Origin of the sequence: Streptomyces sp. NRRL F-6492 (assembly GCF_001280125.1) — a bacterium.
Lineage (GTDB): Bacteria > Actinomycetota > Actinomycetes > Streptomycetales > Streptomycetaceae > Streptomyces.
Genome location: NZ_LGEG01000127.1, coordinates 101,164 through 116,798, shown reverse-complemented (window position 1 = coordinate 116,798; position 15,635 = coordinate 101,164). Strand labels below are relative to the sequence as shown.

Below are 15,635 nucleotides of genomic sequence, written 5' to 3'. Positions count from 1 at the left end.
GAGCGTGACGCGACACATCGACGACTACGCCCTCATCGGCGATCTCCAGACCGCCGCGCTCGTCGGCCGCGACGGATCGGTCGACTGGCTGTGTCTGCCCCGGTTCGACTCGGCCGCCTGCTTCGCCGCCGTTCTCGGCGACGAGGAGAACGGGCACTGGCGGATCGCCCCCAAGGGCGCCACGACCTGCACCTCCCGCCGCTACGCCGAGGACTCCCTCGTCCTGGAGACCCTCTGGGAGACCCGTACCGGCACCGTCAAGGTCATCGACTTCATGCCCCAGCGGGACGTCTCTCCCGACGTGATGCGGATCGTCGAGGGGGTCGGCGGCAGCGTGGAGATGGACGCCGTCCTGCGGCTGCGCTTCGACTACGGCTCGATCGTGCCCTGGATGCGCAGGGCCGACGGGCACCGGGTGGCGGTCGCCGGGCCCGACGCGGTCTGGCTGCGCAGCGAACCGCACGTGAAGACCTGGGGCCAGCAGTTCTCCACCCGCTCCTCCTTCACCGTCGCCGCCGGCGAGAAGGTGGCCTTCGTGCTGACCTGGCACCCCTCGCACGAGCCGCGCCCCGAGCTGATCGACCCCTTCGAGGCCCTGGAGCAGTCGCTCGCGGACTGGCGGGAGTGGGCGGCCCGCTGCACCTACCGGGGACCCCACCGGGAGGCGGTGCTGCGTTCCCTGATCACCCTGAAGGCGCTCACGTACGCCCCCACCGGAGGGATCGTCGCCGCCCCCACCACCTCCCTGCCGGAGGAGATCGGCGGCGTGCGGAACTGGGACTACCGCTCCTGCTGGCTGCGCGACTCCTCCCTCACCCTCGGCGCGCTGCTCGCCGCCGGATACGTGGAGGAGGCGGCCGCCTGGCGCGACTGGCTGCTGCGCTCGGTCGCGGGCGACCCGGCCGACCTCCAGATCATGTACGGCCCGGCCGGGGAGCGCCGACTGCCCGAGACGACCCTGCCGTGGCTGCGGGGGTACGCCGACTCGGCGCCGGTGCGGACCGGGAACGCGGCCGTGGACCAGTTCCAGCTCGACGTGTACGGCGAGGTCATGGACTCGCTCAACCGGGCGCGGGAGGCCGGGATCCCGGCGGAGCGGCACGCCTGGAACCTCCAGCTGAGCCTGCTGGGCTTCCTGGAGTCGACCTGGCGGGAGCCCGACGAGGGGCTGTGGGAGGTGCGCGGGCCGCGCCGCCACTTCACCCATTCGAAGGTGATGGCCTGGGTGGCCGCCGACCGGGCCGTGCGCACCCTGGAGGCCGATCCGTCGCTGCCGGGGGACGCGGCCCGGTGGCGGGCCATGCGGGACGACATCCACGCCCAGGTGTGCGACAAGGCGTACGACCCCGTGCGGAACACCTTCACCCAGTCGTACGGCTCGCGGGAGCTGGACGCCGCCACCCTGCTCATCCCCCAGGTGGGCTTCCTGCCGCCGGACGACCCCCGGGTGGTGGGCACGGTGGACGCGATCATGACGGAGCTGACGCACGACGGCTACGTGCGCCGCTACAGCGCCGACTCGACGGCGGTGGACGGCCTGCCGGGGCAGGAGGGGACCTTCCTGGTCTGCTCGTTCTGGCTGGCGGACGCGCTGCGGGCGACCGGGCGGCCCCGGGAGGCGCGGGCGCTCTTCGACCGGCTCGTGGCGCTCGGCAACGACGTGGGGCTCCTCGCCGAGGAGTACGACCCGGCGACCGGCCGCCAGCTGGGCAACTTCCCGCAGGCCTTCAGCCACATCGGCCTGGTGGGCACGGCGTTCGCGCTGGCAGCGGACGAGCCGGACCCGGCAGGATGAGGCCATGGATCTTGGACTGAAGGACCGTGTGTACGTGGTGACCGGCGCGACGCGGGGGCTCGGCCGGGCCTCGGCGGAGGCGCTGCTCGCGGAGGGCGCCAAGGTGCTGGTGACCGGGCGCGAGGAGAAGACGGTCGCGGAGGCCGTGGAGGCGCTCGGCCCGGGCGCGGCCGGGGTCGCGGCCGACAACACCGACCCGGGGACCCCGGCCCGGCTGATCGCGGAGGCGCGGTCCCGGTTCGGCGGCTTCGACGGCATCCTGATCAGCGTCGGCGGGCCGGCGCCCGGCTTCGCGGCGGACAACACCGACGAGCAGTGGGCCACCGCCTTCGACACCGTCTTCCTGGGGGCGGTGCGGCTGGCCCGCGCGGCGGCCGAGGCGCTCGGCGAGGGCGGGGTGATCGGCTTCGTCCTGTCGGCCTCGGTCCACGAGCCGATCGCCGGTCTGACCCTCTCCAACGGGCTGCGCCCCGGCCTGGCCGGCTTCGCGAAGTCCCTGGCCAACGACCTCGGCCCGCGCGGGGTGCGGGTCGTCGGGCTCCTGCCGAGCCGGATCGACACGGACCGGGTGCGCTCGCTGGACGCGCTCTCCGGGGACGCGGACGCGGCCCGCGCGGCGAACGAGGCCACGATCCCGCTGCGCCGGTACGGCACGCCCGGGGAGTTCGGACGGACGGCGGCCTTCCTGCTGTCGCCGGCCGCCTCGTACCTGACGGGGCTGATGCTGCCGGTGGACGGCGGGGCCCGCAGCGGCTTCTGAGCGGCCGTCACGCGAAAGCGCCCGCCGGGAGTGACCCGGCGGGCGCTCTCCGCGCTCCGTCCTCAGGTGACCCGGCGGGCGCCGTGCTTCACCGCGCGCAGGCGCGCCTCGGTGGGCAGGGACGACAGGCCCGTCGCGGTGCGGGCGTGGGCGAGGGCCCGGCCGCTGAGGGTGGTGAGGGCGTCGGCCGGGGAGGCGTGCGGCTCCAGCTGGAACCTCACCCGGGTGCGGGGGGCGCTGCGGCGGCCGGTGAGGGAGACCCGGGCCTGCGCCACGCCGTCCTGTGCGGCGGCGTCCGCCTCCAGGACGCTTTCCAGGGCACGCCCGCGCACGACCGCCTCCTCGCCGTCGCCGGTGTCGACGACGACCTCGGCGAGCCTGGCCCGGCGGAACTGGGCGATCAGCCACCAGAGGGCGAGCAGGACGATCACCCCGAGGACGGCGATGACCACCGGCCACCACCAGCCCTCGTCCCGCCAGCGCTGCCGGTCGGCGGTGGTGAGCAGGACGTCGGAGGGGCCCGACCAGGGCCACCAGGACGGTACGGCGAGGCCGGCCGCGGCGGCGAGGACGGAGCCGCCGAGGAGGACGAGGATCAGCCCGGCGAGGCCGAGCAGGACGCGGTTGACGCGCCGGAGGACGACGGTCACCGGGCGGTCCTTTCGTGACGGGGACCGGGCCCCCGGGGCTTGGGCGTCATCGGCTCATCCCTTCTCGGGCGGCCGGGCCACCCGCACCTTCGGCACGGGCGGGTGGGCGAGGGCGAGTTCGTCGACGCCGGTGGTGACGGCCCGCTCCAGGTCGGCGCGGACCTCGTCGAGGTCCCGGAAGTGCGAGACCGCCCGGACGGTGGCCTTGGAGCGGCGGACGCGCACCTTCGCGGACCGCACGCCGGAGACCTCCATGGCGCGGTCCCGCAGGATGAGGGCCGCGGCCTTGCGGTCGAGTCCGGCCCGTACGTCGGGGTGGTCCCGGCGCATGGGGAGGACGGAGCGCAGCCCGGGGGTGAGGGCCAGGAGCAGGAGCCAGAGGCCGAGGACCGCGGCGACGCAGGCGCCGGCGAGGACCCAGGTGGAGTCGAGCGGCCGGGTCGCGAGGCCGTCGGCGGCCTCCTTGCGCCAGGCCATGGCCGACTGGTCGGCCCGTACGGCCGCCACGTCGTAGAGGAGCAGTCCGGCTCCGCCGAGGACGACGGCCGCGAGCAGGGCCGCCGGGATGCGCCGTACCGACCAGAAGCGGCGGGCGCGGGCCTCGGGAGCGGGAGCGGGCTCGTCCTCCCGGGCGGAGGGAGGGGACTGTTCCGGAGTGGTGGTCATGAGAGGCGGCCCCTCGGCGTGTCGTCGCGGGTGAGCGCGGAGTGGAGGCGCTCCACGTGGACGGACACCTCGTGGACCTCCATGCCCACGAGGTGTTCCACCTGGCTGCGGACCCGGTTCCGGACGGCGCCGCACTGGCGGGCTACGTCGGAGGGGTAGTCGAGTTCGAGGCTCACCGAGACCCGGGCGACGTCCCTGTGGACGTCGACCGAGGCATGGGGTTTCGATCCGCCCTTCGGGACGCCGCCCAGAGCCTCCCTGGCCGCCCGGGCGGCGATCTTCGCGACGACCCGGTCGGCGATGTCGGTCGCTCCCCGGTCACGCGCCGGGTCCCGTGCCGTGTCCTGCGCCGGGGCCGCTGCCAGTTCGGTCGCCACTCCGCGTCACCGCCGCCGGTCGTCGCGTTCGCGTCCCCGGAACAGATCGCGGGGTTCGAGATCTCCTTCGAGGAAACGACCGGCCACGAAGCCGACCACCCCGAGGGCCGCGATCAGCAGAAACGCTCCGAAGCCGCCGAAGTATCCGGCGAAGCCGAGAGCCATGCCGGCCAGTAGGCCGACCACCGCCATGCTCATAACGAGTCCCTTTCCTGGCCTTGTCACCGGCTCCGGACGCCGGAGTTCCGGCGTCTACTGGAGACGGCGCTGGTCGTCGTCGCCGCCGTCGTCATCGTCGTCCTCGTCGGGCAGCTTCACGTCGCTGACCGCGATGTTGACCTCCACGACCTCGAGGCCGGTCATCCGCTCCACGGCGGAGATGACGTTCTCCCTGACGTCGCCCGTGACCTCGGAGATGGGATAGCCGTACTCGATGACGATCTCCAGGTCGAGCGCGGTCTGCACCTCTCCGACCTCGGCCTTCACCCCTCGGGTGACGTTCGACCTGCTGCTGCCCCCGGGGACCCGGTCGCGTACGGCGCCGAAGGTGCGGGAGAGGCCGCTGCCCATGTCGTGGACGCCGTCGACGTCACGCGTGGCGAGGCCGGCGATCTTCTCCACGACGCCGTCGGCGATGGTCGTCTTGCCCCGGGTGGCGGCGGAGCCGCTCCGCTTGGTCAAGGGAGATCGCCGCACCTCGTCGGTCGTGGAGCCGCCGGAATGAGTGGTGTCCGTCATTAGTTTCGCCCCTTCTGGGTTATTTCGGGGTTCTCCGCTCAGATTAAGGGCGTTTCCTGCAATCTGCTCCGCCAATGCGGCAGTCTGGGGGAATGACGACGACTGACGGCTGGACGGCGGCGGTCCGCGACCGCCTCGCACCGGGCAGGCTGCTGCCGCTGGGAACGGCGGAGGACGGTGCCTGGATCACGGAACGGGCGGTGCGGCAGGCCCTCGACCGGACCGCCGCGGCGGTACGGGGAGTGGTGCCGGGCAGGCTCCGGGTCGGATCGGACCCCGACGGGGAGCAGGGTCCGGAGCCGCTGCCGGTGCCGCCGGGCGGTCTGCCGCCGGGACCGCTGCGGATCACCGCGGACTTCCGGGCGGTGGCGGGCCGGCCGCTGCCGGAGCTGACCGAGGAACTGCGGACGGCCCTGCTCGGGGCGGCGGGCGGGCTCGGGCTCACGGTAACCGGCGTGGACCTGCGGGTGACGGAGCTGCTCGACGCGGCGCCGGAGGAGGGGCCGGCCGCTCCCCCGCCCGGACGGCCCTCCCCGGCGACGGACGACCCGGTGGCCCTGGCGGTGCTGCGGGTCGAGGGGGTGGCGGGCGTGACGGACGCGCTGGGGCCGCCCGTGCGCCGCAGCGGGGACGCGCTGCGGGTCGAGCTGGCCGTGACGGCGGGCCGCCGCCCGCTGGACGTGGCCCGCGCCGCCCGGATCGCCGCGACCGCGGCCGGCGATGGGGCGACCGCGGTCACGGTGCTGGTGTCGGAGCTGCGCTGAGGGCGCCGCCCCGGCCGGACGCCCGGTGTCAGTCGCCGAGGCCCGCGAGGTCGCGCAGACGGCGGCCCTGGGCGGCGCGCTCGGCGACGCGCTGCTCCTCGTAGGAGCGGCCGGAGACTCCCTGGAGGAGCGCCTTGGTCTCGTTGACCGCGTCGCGGGGCGCCGCGACCAGGGCGGCGGCGAGGTCGCGTACGGCCGCGTCGAGCTGGTCGGCGGGCACGGCGAGGTTGGCGAGGCCGGTGCGCTCGGCCTCGTCGGCGTGCACGAAGCGTCCGGTGGCGCAGATCTCCAGGGCGCGGGCGTAGCCCACGAGGGAGACGAGGGGGTGCGTACCGGTGAGGTCGGGGACGAGGCCCAGGCTGGTCTCGCGCATGGCGAACTGCACGTCCTCGGCGACGACCCGCAGGTCGCAGGCGAGGGCGAGCTGGAAGCCCGCGCCGATGGCGTGGCCCTGGACGGCCGCGATCGACACGAGGTCGGCGCGGCGCCACCAGGTGAACGCCTCCTGGTACTCGGCGATGACGGCGTCGAGGTCCTCGTCGGACCCCCGCGCCATGTCGAGGAAGGAGGGCTCGCCGTCGAAGCCCTCGGGCGTGAACGCCTGCCGGTCGAGCCCGGCGGAGAAGGACTTGCCCTCGCCGCGCAGGACCACGACCCGCACGCTGCCCGGCAACGACCGTCCGGCTTCCGTCAACGCCCGCCACAGAGCGGGAGACTGGGCGTTGCGCTTCGCCGGATTGGTCAAGGTCACCGTGGCAACGGCGTCCTCGACGGTGAGCCGTACACCGTCCTTGTCGAATACGAGCTCAGAGTCGTCGAGCGTAGTCATGGGGCGCCTCCGGTTCCGGTGCAGCACTGCATCCGATGCTAAGTGACTGCACAGTAACCACCCGGTCGACCGTGGAGCCGGCCGGGTGGCCACCGGGAGACCCGGTGGCCCGGTGGGGCCGCCCCGTGTCAGGCCGAGGCCGCCTTCTTGCCCCGTGTCGCTCCGCCGCGTCCACGCAGCGTGACTCCGGACTCGCTGAGCATCCGGTGGACGAATCCGTAGGAGCGGCCGGTTTCCTCGGCCAGCGCCCGGATGCTCGCACCGGAGTCGTACTTCTTCTTCAGGTCTGCCGCGAGCTTGTCGCGCGCGGCGCCGGTCACCCGGCTGCCCTTCTTCAGAGTCTCGGCCACCCGTGCCTCCTCATGGGAAGTGCGCTCTGGACTTCTCATGATCACCCCTCCCGTCCGTCCTGGCCACCCATTCGACAAGGTCCGTGCCGCTTCGTTGGTGGACGAGTGCGGCATCGCCATGACCGGAAGCCCTGATTCCGGTCTTCGGGAAAGCCGTCTCCGCGCCGGGCGGAACGGGAAGCAGCAGGTCAGCGGGGCGCCGGGGACACACGTGCGGCGCGGGCCTGCCGGAAGGATTCAGCAGAGCACCGCGCCGACGGGTACGAGACGTCCTCACTCAGATGATGGATCACCCATGAGCCGAATGATCCAGCCCGGAATGATCGTTCCGGGTCCGGAAGGGGTTCCCGGGGGCCTTCGCGAGGCCCCCGACGGGTCAGGCCAGGGCCACCAGGTCCGCGTAGTCCGCGCCCCACAGGTCCTCGACGCCGTCCGGGAGCAGGATGATCCGCTCCGGGTCGAGCGCCTGCACGGCCCCCTCGTCGTGGGTGACGAGGACGACGGCGCCCTTGTACGTGCGCAGCGCGCCGAGGATCTCCTCGCGGCTGGCCGGGTCCAGGTTGTTGGTGGGCTCGTCGAGGAGCAGCACGTTCGCCGAGGAGACGACCAGGGTCGCCAGGGCGAGCCGGGTCTTCTCGCCGCCGGAGAGCACCCCGGCCGGCTTGTCGACGTCGTCGCCGGAGAAGAGGAACGAGCCCAGCGTCTTGCGCACGTCGACCAGGTCGAGGTCGGGCGCGGCCGAGCGCATGTTCTCCAGGACGGTCCGGTCCGGGTCGAGGGTCTCGTGCTCCTGGGCGTAGTAGCCGAGCTTCAGGCCGTGGCCCGGGGTGACCTCGCCGGTGTCGGGCTGCTCGACCCCGCCGAGGAGGCGCAGCAGGGTCGTCTTGCCGGCGCCGTTGAGGCCGAGGATGACGACGCGCGAGCCCTTGTCGATGGCGAGGCTCACATCGGTGAAGATCTCCAGGGAGCCGTACGACTTGGAGAGCCCCTCGGCCGTCAGCGGGGTCTTGCCGCAGGGCGAGGGCTCGGGGAAGCGCAGCTTGGCGACCTTGTCGGAGGCGCGCACCGCCTCCAGGCCGGAGAGCAGCCGCTCGGCGCGCTTGGCCATGTTCTGCGCGGCGACGGTCTTGGTGGCCTTGGCGCGCATCTTGTCGGCCTGCGAGTTGAGGGCGGCGGCCTTCTTCTCGGCGTTCTGGCGCTCGCGCTTGCGGCGCTTCTCGTCGGCCTCGCGCTGCTGCTGGTAGAGCTTCCAGCCCATGTTGTAGACGTCGATCACGGAGCGGTTGGCGTCCAGGTAGAAGACCTTGTTGACCACGGTCTCGACCAGGTCGACGTCGTGGGAGATGACGATGAAGCCGCCGCGGTAGGTCTTCAGGTAGTCGCGCAGCCAGACGATGGAGTCGGCGTCGAGGTGGTTCGTGGGCTCGTCGAGGAGGAGCGTGTCGGCGTCCGAGAAGAGGATCCGGGCGAGCTCGACGCGGCGGCGCTGACCGCCGGAGAGGGTGTGCAGCGGCTGGCCCATGACCCGGTCGGGCAGGCCGAGGGCGGCGGCGATGGTGGAGGCCTCGGCCTCGGCCGCGTAACCGCCCTTGGTCAGGAACTCGGTCTCCTGGCGCTCGTACTGGCGCAGGGCCTTGTCGCGGGTGGCGCCGGAGCCGGTGGCGATGCGCTCCTCGTTCATCCGCATCTTCTTGAGGAGGGTGTCCAGGCCGCGGGCGGAGAGGATGCGGTCGCGGGCCAGGACGTCGAGGTCGCCGGTGCGCGGGTCCTGCGGGAGGTAGCCGACCTCGCCGGAGCGGGCGATGGTGCCGCCGGCGGGCTGGCCCTCGCCGGCGAGGCACTTGGTGAGGGTGGTCTTGCCCGCTCCGTTGCGGCCGACCAGGCCGATGCGGTCGCCCTTGGCGACGCGGAAGGAAGCGGACTCGATGAGGACGCGGGCGCCGGCGCGCAGCTCGATGCCGGAAGCGGTGATCACGGACAGACTCCAGGGCGGTGGGGATACGGCGGAAGGACGGGGTGGAGGGCTTCGACGCCGCTAATGCACGGGGAGAATGGCCATACGGCCAGTCTAACGGGCCCCTGCAACTGGTTTTCGGCCATACGGGGCGTGGACCGCCTCCGTCCGGGCCTTCCCCGCCCGCCGCTCCCGCCGGCGCTTCGCAAAAGAAGCGCCGGGTACACGGGCGTCCGATACTCGGCGCAGGGCGGCGGTCACTGCCCGGCGGACAGCGGAGGGCGGTGGACCGTGCAGTTCGACGACAACGCCGATCTGGACACCTCGGAGGTCAATGACTCCCGGGGCGGCCGGATCCCGGGCGGCGGAGCGACCATCGGCGGCGGGATCATCGGTCTCGTCGCGCTGGTCCTGGGGCTGTTCTTCGGGGTGGGCCCCGACCAGCTGGGGCTCTCGGACGGCGGCGACCAGCCGGCCGCGACCTCGTCCCCGGCGACACAGGTGGACCAGGTCTGCAAGAAGGGCTCGGACGCCAACACGCGCGACGACTGCCGGATCGTCGCCGTCGTCAACAGCGTGCAGGACTACTGGCGGAGCGAGTACGGGCGCCGGGGCGGGACCTACCGCACCGCCTCCACCGAGCTCTTCACCCAGCGGGTCGGGACCGCGTGCGGCACGGCGACCTCGGCGGTGGGCCCCTTCTACTGCCCCGGCGACCGGCAGGTCTATCTGGACCTGGGCTTCTTCGAGGAGCTGCGGACCAAGTTCGGGGCGAGCGGCGGGCCCTTCGCCCAGGCGTACGTGGTGGCGCACGAGTACGGCCACCACGTCCAGAACCTGATGGGGACCCTGGGCCGCGCCCAGGACGGCCGGACCGGCGCGGACTCCAACGCGGTGCGGGTCGAGCTCCAGGCCGACTGCTACGCGGGCGTGTGGGCGCGGCACGCGACGACCACGCCCGACGAGAAGACCGGCCGGCTGCTGCTCACGAAGCTCACCGACCAGGACATCCGGGACGGCCTGGACGCGGCGGCCGCGGTGGGCGACGACCGGATCCAGGAGAGGTTCCAGGGCCGGGTGACGCCGGAGAGCTGGACCCACGGCTCGGCGGCGCAGCGGCAGCAGTGGTTCTACACGGGGTACGAGACGGGCGACATGGCCCGGTGCGACACCTTCCGCTGAGTTGTCGGTGGCGGCTGCGAGACTGAGACCTGGATCACACGCGGCCGATTTCGAGAGGACGTGGTCCGGATGACCGGGGCACCCCACATCTGTCCGACTCTGCTGTACGAGGACGCGAAGGCGGCGATCGAGCTCCTCACGGAGGGCTTCGGCTTCACCGCGACCGGTGTCTACGAGGGCGAGGACGGGCGCGTCGCGCACGCCGAGCTGTCCTTCGGGAACGGCGTCGTGATGCTGGGCAGCAAGGGCACCGGGAGCGCGTTCGACCGGGCGATGGCGGGCTCCGGTCCCACGGGCGTCTTCGTGTACGTGGAGGACGTGGACGAGCACCACGCGCGCGCGGTCGCCCACGGGGTGGAGGTCCTGGCGCCGCCCGCGGACCAGGAGTACGGCGCCCGGGACTACATGGCCCGGGACGCCGAGGGCAACGTCTGGAGCTTCGGGACGTACGTCCCCGGCGCCGCGGAGTAGCCGGGCGCCGGGGCCTCCCCCGAGGCGGGGCGGGGCGTCACGCTCCCCCGGTGTGGACCTGGAAGGCGGCCCTGCGGACCGCCTTCGCCAGGGCCGGGTCCGGGTGGGCGGCGGCGAGGGCGACCAGGACCTGGACCGTACGGGGGTGGCCGACGGCCCTGATCTCGTCGAGCAGCGCGGGGACGGTGCCCTGCACGGCGGAGTCGAGGTGGCGGACGAGGAGCGCGCTCTCGCCGTGGTCGGCGACGGCCGCGGCGGTGTCCACCCAGAGCCAGGTGGCCTCCTCCCGGGTCAGCACCTCCTGGGCGTCGTCGGGGTCGGCGCCCTCGTACTCCGCGAGCCAGAGCAGCGCGTACGGGCGCAGCGAGGGCTCGGCGACGGTGGCCCGGACCTCGGCCTCGGCGGGGGCGCCGACGACCCGGAGCGCCTCGAAGGCGAGGCCGCGCAGCAGGGCGTCCTCGCCGCGGGCGACGGCGAGGAGTTCGGCCACCGCGCTGGAGAGGGTGCGGGCCGCGAGCCAGGCGCGGTACTCGTCGCGGGCCGGGCCGGGGGTGAGCCGGGCGCAGCCGCGGAGCATGTCCCCGGCGGACTGCTCGATGTTGCCCGCGGGGCTCTGCGCGGCGACGCAGATCTGCTCCAGCTTGACCCACACGGCCCAGTTGCCGAGCGGGGTCAGGGTGGCGTGGCGCTCGTCCGCGCCGGAGTCCAGGGTGAGCGCGCCGACGGCGGCCAGGCCCTCCAGGGCCCAGTCGAGGAGGGCGGGGAGGCCCGTGGTGCCCGCCTCGGCGGGGGCCTCCGGGGCTTCCGGGGCCTGCTCGGGCGCGGGGACCTCGCAGCGCTCCCCGCGCAGCTCCTCGACCCGCTGGCCGAGGAGGTCCAGGAGGGCCGGGACGGGGACCGGGCCCTGGGAGAGCTGGAGCAGCGAGAGCACCTGCGGGAGGGCCTCGACGACCTCGGCGACGGCGCTCGGGGCGACCCCCTCGGGGGCCGGGTGCACCAGGGACCAGGCGTCGAAGAGGGCGACCCAGCCGCGCAGCACGGCGGAGTCGTCGCGGTCCCAGGCGTGCAGCCGCCAGCCGGGGCGGGCGGTGTCGCCGTGGAGTTCGACGAGGCCGGCGAGCCGGGCGCGGTCCCAGCCGGCCCGGACCTGGCCGGGCGTCAGGTCGAGGGCCGCGGCCGCCCGTTCCTGCGGGGGGACGGCGTCGGGGCCGGTGCGGGGGGTCTTGCCGGCCCCGCCCTCTACGGCGGCCCAGCGGGCGATCCGCACGGCGTCGGCGAGGACGTGCCGGGCCTGGCGGGCGAGTTCCGCGCGGGGCGGAGTGCCCTCGGGCGGCCGCGGCGCCGGCCGGGTGCGCCGGGTCGTCACGGCCCGTCGGGCGGTGGCCAGCGACCGTGGGCGGACGAGTCGGAGTCTGGAGTTGCGCGCCAATGGTTCATCGGGCTTTCGAGACGTCACGGGGGCAGTCTTCCCGCTGACGGCCGGAAAGCCCAATCGGAATCGGCCGCGCCGTCGGAACGGGGCCCGCGGAGGGCCCGCGAAGACGGTACGGAGGCCTGGCGGAGGCTTCGCGGAGACCTCGCGGAGTCTTCGGGGAGGCCGTGCGGATCCTCCCCGGCGGGCTCTCCGGGCCGGTGGCGGGAGGGCCCCGGGCCGGTGCCGTACGAAAAGCCCCGGCCGGTGGCGGAGGGCCCCGGTCCGGTGCCGGGAGACCCCGGTCGGCGCGGGAAAGGCCCCGGTCCGGTGCCGGGAGACCCCGGCGCGGTACCGGCGGCGCCGGAGCGGTACCGGGCGGGCCCCGGCGCGCGAGGGCTCAGAGCAAGGGGGTGAGGAAGCGGCGCAGGGTCTCCTCGTAGCGGATCGGGTCCGTGTTCCACATCGCCGCGTGCGGGGCGTCCCGGACGGTCTGGAGGCCGACCAGGTCGGGACGGCGGGCGGCGAGTTCGACGGAGGGCTCCCAGGGGGCGATCGCGTCCTCGGGGCCGTGGAAGAGGAGGGCCGGGGCGCGCAGGGCGCCGGGGGCCGAGGCGAGCTGGAGGAGGTCGCCGTGCGGGCCGGTCCTGCCCCGGGCGGCGCGGACGGCGAGCGGGACCAGGAAGCCGGGGACGTGCCGGGCCGACGCGAGGTTGCGGAGGGTGACCTCCCAGTCCAGGACCGGGGAGTCGAGGACGAGGCCGCCGATCCGGTCGCGCACCCCCGAGTCGGCGGCGGCGCGCAGGGCCATCGACGCCCCGGGCCCCCAGCCGTGCAGGACGACCTTCCGGGCGCCGCGGCGGACGGCGTAGCGCAGGGCGGCGTCGACGTCGCGCCACTCGGAGTCGCCGAGGTGGGCGAGGCCGTCCGGGGAGGGGGGCGCGCCCTCGTCGCCCCGGTAGGCGGGGACGAGGACGGGGATCCGGTGCCGGTGGTAGAAGGGGACGACGTTGAGCGGGTGTTCGCGGGTGGTGCCGAGGCCGTGCAGGGCGATCACCCAGGTGGTGCGCGGGGCGGGCACGAGCCAGGCGGGCAGGGGGCCGAGTTCGCCGGGGATCTCCACGTCCTCGTGGTCGAGCCCGAGGGCGCTCGTGGGCGTCCCCCGGTGGAGCGCGGGGGTGAGCCGGACGCGGGCGCCGGTACCGGGGGCGCCGAGCTCGACCCGTTCCAGGCGCCGGACGACGGTGTCGGCGGTGTGCGGGGCCCGGTCGAGGACGGGGCCGAGGACGGCGTGCAGGCCGGAGCCCTCCATGCCGTACGTGCCGGGGCGCAGCGAGGCGAGGCTGCGGGTGAGGGTGATCCGGTCGGGGCCCGTGACGTGCACGGTCAGTCTCGGATCGCCGGGCAGGGGGCGTATCGACGACGCCCTGAGGGCGAGGTCGCTGGCGTACCGGCCGGCCGCGACCGCGGCCGCGCCGGCACCGAGCAGGGTGGTGACGGTCGCTGCCGTCGCTGTAGCCGGGCGCACACCCCCAGTGTCCGCAGGGCGGGGCCGGGGTGCCACCGGAGGATCGAACGGGGGCGAAAGGGGCGCGCTCCGGGGTCCGGAGGGCCGCCCGGGAGAGTGACGCGGCTCTCCTCGGCGGGGTCCCCCGGTCGGGTGGCGCGGTCCGCGGAGCGGAACGGGGCGGTGCGGGAGGAACCGGGACGGGCCGCCGAGGGCCCGCGAGGGCCGGGATTACCCGGGGTCGCGGGGCGCCCGCATCGTGGACGCCCCTCCCCGGGACCCCCTCGGGAGGGCCAAGCGGAATCCCTTGACACCGGATAGGGACACCACGCCGCCCGCCCCAGTTCACCTTCCGTTCACCCAGGTTGCTTACGTTCGACCAGCCACTGACGTCAAACGATTGCCTGGGTAAATGGAACACATCACGCTGCTGCTCGCCATTGTGGTCGTGACAGCTCTCGTGTTCGATTTCACGAACGGTTTCCACGACACCGCCAACGCGATGGCCACGACCATCTCGACCGGTGCGCTCAAGCCCAAGACGGCGGTGGCCATGTCCGCCGTGCTCAACCTCGTCGGCGCGTTCCTGTCCGTGGAGGTCGCCAAGACGATCTCCGGCGGGATCATCAACGAAGAGGGCATCCGCACAGAGGTGATCTTCGCCGCGCTGGTCGGCGCCATCCTGTGGAACCTGCTGACCTGGCTGCTCGGACTTCCGTCCAGCTCCTCCCACGCGCTCTTCGGCGGTCTCATCGGCGCCGCGGTCATGTCGGCCGGCTGGTCGGCCGTGAACGGCTCCACCATCGTCACCAAGGTCCTCATCCCGGCCGTCGCCGCGCCGCTCGTCGCGGGTCTCGCCGCGATGGCCGCGACCAAGCTGACGTACCGGATCAAGGCCAATCCCGAGGCGAAGGCCACGGCCAAGGGCTACCGGGCCGGCCAGATCGCCTCCGCCGGTCTCGTCTCCCTCGCCCACGGCACCAACGACGCCCAGAAGACGATGGGCATCATCACCCTCGCCCTGGTCACCCAGGGTGTCGTCGCCCCCGGCTCGAACCCCCCGCTCTGGGTCGTAATCTCCGCCGGCGTCGCCATCGCGCTCGGCACCTACCTGGGCGGCTGGCGCATCATCCGCACCATGGGCAGGGGCCTCACCGACCTCCAGCCGCAGCAGGGCTTCGCCGCCCAGACCAGCGCCGCGACGGTCATCCTGGCCTCCTCGCACCTCGGCTTCTCCCTCTCCACCACCCAGTCCTGCTCGGGTGCCGTGATGGGTGCCGGCCTCGGCCGCAAGGGCGGTGTCGTCCGCTGGTCGACCGCGACCCGGATGTTCGTCGCCTGGGGTCTGACCCTGCCCGCCGCGGGCCTGGTCGGCGCCGGCGCCGAGTTCCTCACCAAGCAGGGCCCCTGGGGCATCGCCGCCGTCGCGGTCCTGCTCGTGGCCGGCTCGGCCGTCATCTGGGCGCTCTCCCGCCGCAAGCCGGTCGACCACCACAACGTCACGGCCGACGACCCGTACGCCGAGGAGCCCGCGGGCGTGGTGACCACCGCCATCGCGGCCGTCACCCCGCCGCCGCCGGCCGGCTCCGTCGCCGCCGTCGCCGACGAGGACCTCAAGGCGACCATCCCGGCCCCGGCCCCCACCGACCCGACCGCTCCCCCGGCCCCGGCCGCGAAGGTCTAAGGAACGCACCGCATGAAGATCGACTGGGCAGCCCTCGGCTCCGTCTTCGGAGTCAGCCTCGTGGCGACCGTCGCCCTGGTGGGCCTCTTCTCCCTCGGCATCGTCGGCCTCACCAAGCAGGAGGAGGCCGCCGCCCGGGGCGGCTCCGCCGCTCTGGCCCGCACCGGCGCCTACGCCTGCTTCGGACTGTGCCTGGCGGCCGTCGCCTACGGCATCTACCTGATCGTCGTCTGACGGTCCCCGCTCCGCCGGCCGGGCGGTCCGCACCTTCGGGAGCGGGCCGCCCGGCCTCGTTCCTGTGGCGCTCCGCACAGTGCGCCGCCGCAGGTCAAGGGCGGGTTGACGCCCGTTCTCGGGGCGTGGTGGACTGCCGAGGCCATTACGGCGGCAGCAGAGGAAGTCCGGTGCGAATCCGGCGCGGTCCCGCCACTGTGACCGGATCCGAGGGGTCCGGGAGCCAGGAACTCTCGCCGCCGGTCACGTCGATCCAGGGCGCG

Annotated in this window: 17 protein-coding genes and 1 riboswitch; of the genes, 7 read left to right on the top strand and 10 right to left on the bottom strand. The window is 74.1% G+C overall.

All coding sequences use genetic code 11. From position 1 onward, the window contains the following. Positions 1-4: 4 nt before the first annotated feature. Positions 5-1,795 carry a glycoside hydrolase family 15 protein gene (locus ADL08_RS12245; RefSeq protein WP_053642116.1) on the top strand — a complete coding sequence of 597 codons (1,791 nt, stop codon included), beginning with the start codon at positions 5-7 and terminating at the stop codon, positions 1,793-1,795. Positions 1,796-1,799: 4 nt separating this feature from the next. Then, the gene (locus ADL08_RS12240; RefSeq protein WP_053642115.1) at positions 1,800-2,555 is read left to right on the top strand and encodes an SDR family oxidoreductase; all 756 of its coding nucleotides are present in this window, start codon (positions 1,800-1,802) and stop codon (positions 2,553-2,555) included. Positions 2,556-2,617: 62 nt separating this feature from the next. On the opposite strand, the gene amaP is transcribed toward ADL08_RS12240, so the two are convergent. The 5 genes from amaP to ADL08_RS12215 are packed head-to-tail and all read right to left on the bottom strand — an operon-like array spanning position 2,618 to position 4,986. Next, positions 2,618-3,205 (bottom strand): alkaline shock response membrane anchor protein AmaP, encoded by a 588-nt coding sequence (amaP, locus tag ADL08_RS12235; RefSeq protein ID WP_053642114.1) that lies wholly within the window; start codon positions 3,203-3,205, stop codon positions 2,618-2,620. 54 nt (positions 3,206-3,259) lie between these two features. Then, entirely contained in the window at positions 3,260-3,871 is a 612-nt protein-coding gene (locus tag ADL08_RS12230; RefSeq protein WP_053642113.1) for a DUF6286 domain-containing protein, read from the bottom strand. Beyond that, a complete protein-coding gene (locus ADL08_RS12225) occupies positions 3,868-4,248 on the bottom strand; it encodes an Asp23/Gls24 family envelope stress response protein (protein ID WP_053642112.1) in 381 nt (126 codons plus the stop codon). The genes ADL08_RS12230 and ADL08_RS12225 overlap by 4 nt, the downstream gene beginning before the upstream one ends. 6 nt (positions 4,249-4,254) lie before the next feature. Next, positions 4,255-4,446 carry a hypothetical protein gene (locus ADL08_RS12220; protein ID WP_053642111.1) on the bottom strand — a complete coding sequence of 64 codons (192 nt, stop codon included), beginning with the start codon at positions 4,444-4,446 and terminating at the stop codon, positions 4,255-4,257. A gap of 54 nt (positions 4,447-4,500) precedes the next feature. Beyond that, positions 4,501-4,986 carry an Asp23/Gls24 family envelope stress response protein gene (locus ADL08_RS12215; RefSeq protein ID WP_078968306.1) on the bottom strand — a complete coding sequence of 162 codons (486 nt, stop codon included), beginning with the start codon at positions 4,984-4,986 and terminating at the stop codon, positions 4,501-4,503. Positions 4,987-5,078: 92 nt separating this feature from the next. Here ADL08_RS12215 and ADL08_RS12210 point away from each other — a divergent pair, with 92 nt between their 5' ends. Then, complete coding sequence (locus tag ADL08_RS12210) at positions 5,079-5,750, top strand: hypothetical protein (RefSeq protein ID WP_053642110.1); 672 nt, start codon at positions 5,079-5,081, stop codon at positions 5,748-5,750. A gap of 28 nt (positions 5,751-5,778) precedes the next feature. Here the strand turns inward: ADL08_RS12210 and ADL08_RS12205 are convergent, their stop codons facing one another. The 3 genes from ADL08_RS12205 to ADL08_RS12195 all read right to left on the bottom strand — a co-directional run bounded on the left by ADL08_RS12205 (position 5,779) and on the right by ADL08_RS12195 (position 8,904). Next, positions 5,779-6,579, bottom strand: a complete 801-nt coding sequence (locus ADL08_RS12205) for an enoyl-CoA hydratase/isomerase family protein (protein ID WP_053642109.1) — start codon at positions 6,577-6,579, stop codon at positions 5,779-5,781. A gap of 128 nt (positions 6,580-6,707) precedes the next feature. Then, positions 6,708-6,929, bottom strand: a complete 222-nt coding sequence (locus tag ADL08_RS12200) for a helix-turn-helix domain-containing protein (RefSeq protein ID WP_006123601.1) — start codon at positions 6,927-6,929, stop codon at positions 6,708-6,710. A 376-nt stretch (positions 6,930-7,305) separates the two neighbouring features. After that, complete coding sequence (locus ADL08_RS12195; RefSeq protein ID WP_053642108.1) at positions 7,306-8,904, bottom strand: ABC-F family ATP-binding cassette domain-containing protein; 1,599 nt, start codon at positions 8,902-8,904, stop codon at positions 7,306-7,308. Positions 8,905-9,174: 270 nt separating this feature from the next. On the opposite strand from ADL08_RS12195, the gene ADL08_RS12190 reads away from it, so the two are divergent. Together ADL08_RS12190 and ADL08_RS12185 are read left to right on the top strand one after the other, a co-directional pair. Next, positions 9,175-10,065 (top strand): neutral zinc metallopeptidase, encoded by an 891-nt coding sequence (locus tag ADL08_RS12190; RefSeq protein WP_053642107.1) that lies wholly within the window; start codon positions 9,175-9,177, stop codon positions 10,063-10,065. Positions 10,066-10,134: 69 nt separating this feature from the next. After that, the gene (locus ADL08_RS12185; RefSeq protein ID WP_053642106.1) at positions 10,135-10,536 is read left to right on the top strand and encodes a VOC family protein; all 402 of its coding nucleotides are present in this window, start codon (positions 10,135-10,137) and stop codon (positions 10,534-10,536) included. 37 nt (positions 10,537-10,573) lie between these two features. On the opposite strand, the gene ADL08_RS12180 is transcribed toward ADL08_RS12185, so the two are convergent. Together ADL08_RS12180 and ADL08_RS12175 are read right to left on the bottom strand one after the other, a co-directional pair. Next, positions 10,574-11,992 carry a hypothetical protein gene (locus ADL08_RS12180; protein ID WP_078968307.1) on the bottom strand — a complete coding sequence of 473 codons (1,419 nt, stop codon included), beginning with the start codon at positions 11,990-11,992 and terminating at the stop codon, positions 10,574-10,576. A gap of 355 nt (positions 11,993-12,347) precedes the next feature. Then, positions 12,348-13,475, bottom strand: coding sequence for an alpha/beta hydrolase (locus ADL08_RS12175; protein WP_053642104.1), 1,128 nt, complete (start codon positions 13,473-13,475; stop codon positions 12,348-12,350). 391 nt (positions 13,476-13,866) lie between these two features. On the opposite strand from ADL08_RS12175, the gene ADL08_RS12170 reads away from it, so the two are divergent. Both ADL08_RS12170 and ADL08_RS12165 read left to right on the top strand, forming a co-directional pair. Then, complete coding sequence (locus ADL08_RS12170) at positions 13,867-15,138, top strand: inorganic phosphate transporter (protein ID WP_053642103.1); 1,272 nt, start codon at positions 13,867-13,869, stop codon at positions 15,136-15,138. Positions 15,139-15,150: 12 nt separating this feature from the next. Beyond that, positions 15,151-15,372 (top strand): hypothetical protein, encoded by a 222-nt coding sequence (locus ADL08_RS12165; protein WP_053642102.1) that lies wholly within the window; start codon positions 15,151-15,153, stop codon positions 15,370-15,372. Positions 15,373-15,492: 120 nt separating this feature from the next. Continuing rightward, a riboswitch (cobalamin riboswitch) is annotated at positions 15,493-15,625 on the top strand. Positions 15,626-15,635 lie beyond the last annotated feature (10 nt).

Coding starts and splice junctions, on each gene's coding strand:
- ADL08_RS12240 (WP_053642115.1), top strand. CDS start 1,800: ATGGATCTTGGACTGAAGGACCGTGTGTACGTGGTGACCGGCGCGACG.
- ADL08_RS12230 (WP_053642113.1), bottom strand. CDS start 3,871: ATGACCACCACTCCGGAACAGTCCCCTCCCTCCGCCCGGGAGGACGAG.
- ADL08_RS12220 (WP_053642111.1), bottom strand. CDS start 4,446: ATGAGCATGGCGGTGGTCGGCCTACTGGCCGGCATGGCTCTCGGCTTC.
- ADL08_RS12215 (WP_078968306.1), bottom strand. CDS start 4,986: ATGACGGACACCACTCATTCCGGCGGCTCCACGACCGACGAGGTGCGG.
- ADL08_RS12210 (WP_053642110.1), top strand. CDS start 5,079: ATGACGACGACTGACGGCTGGACGGCGGCGGTCCGCGACCGCCTCGCA.
- ADL08_RS12205 (WP_053642109.1), bottom strand. CDS start 6,579: ATGACTACGCTCGACGACTCTGAGCTCGTATTCGACAAGGACGGTGTA.
- ADL08_RS12185 (WP_053642106.1), top strand. CDS start 10,135: ATGACCGGGGCACCCCACATCTGTCCGACTCTGCTGTACGAGGACGCG.
- ADL08_RS12170 (WP_053642103.1), top strand. CDS start 13,867: ATGGAACACATCACGCTGCTGCTCGCCATTGTGGTCGTGACAGCTCTC.
- ADL08_RS12165 (WP_053642102.1), top strand. CDS start 15,151: ATGAAGATCGACTGGGCAGCCCTCGGCTCCGTCTTCGGAGTCAGCCTC.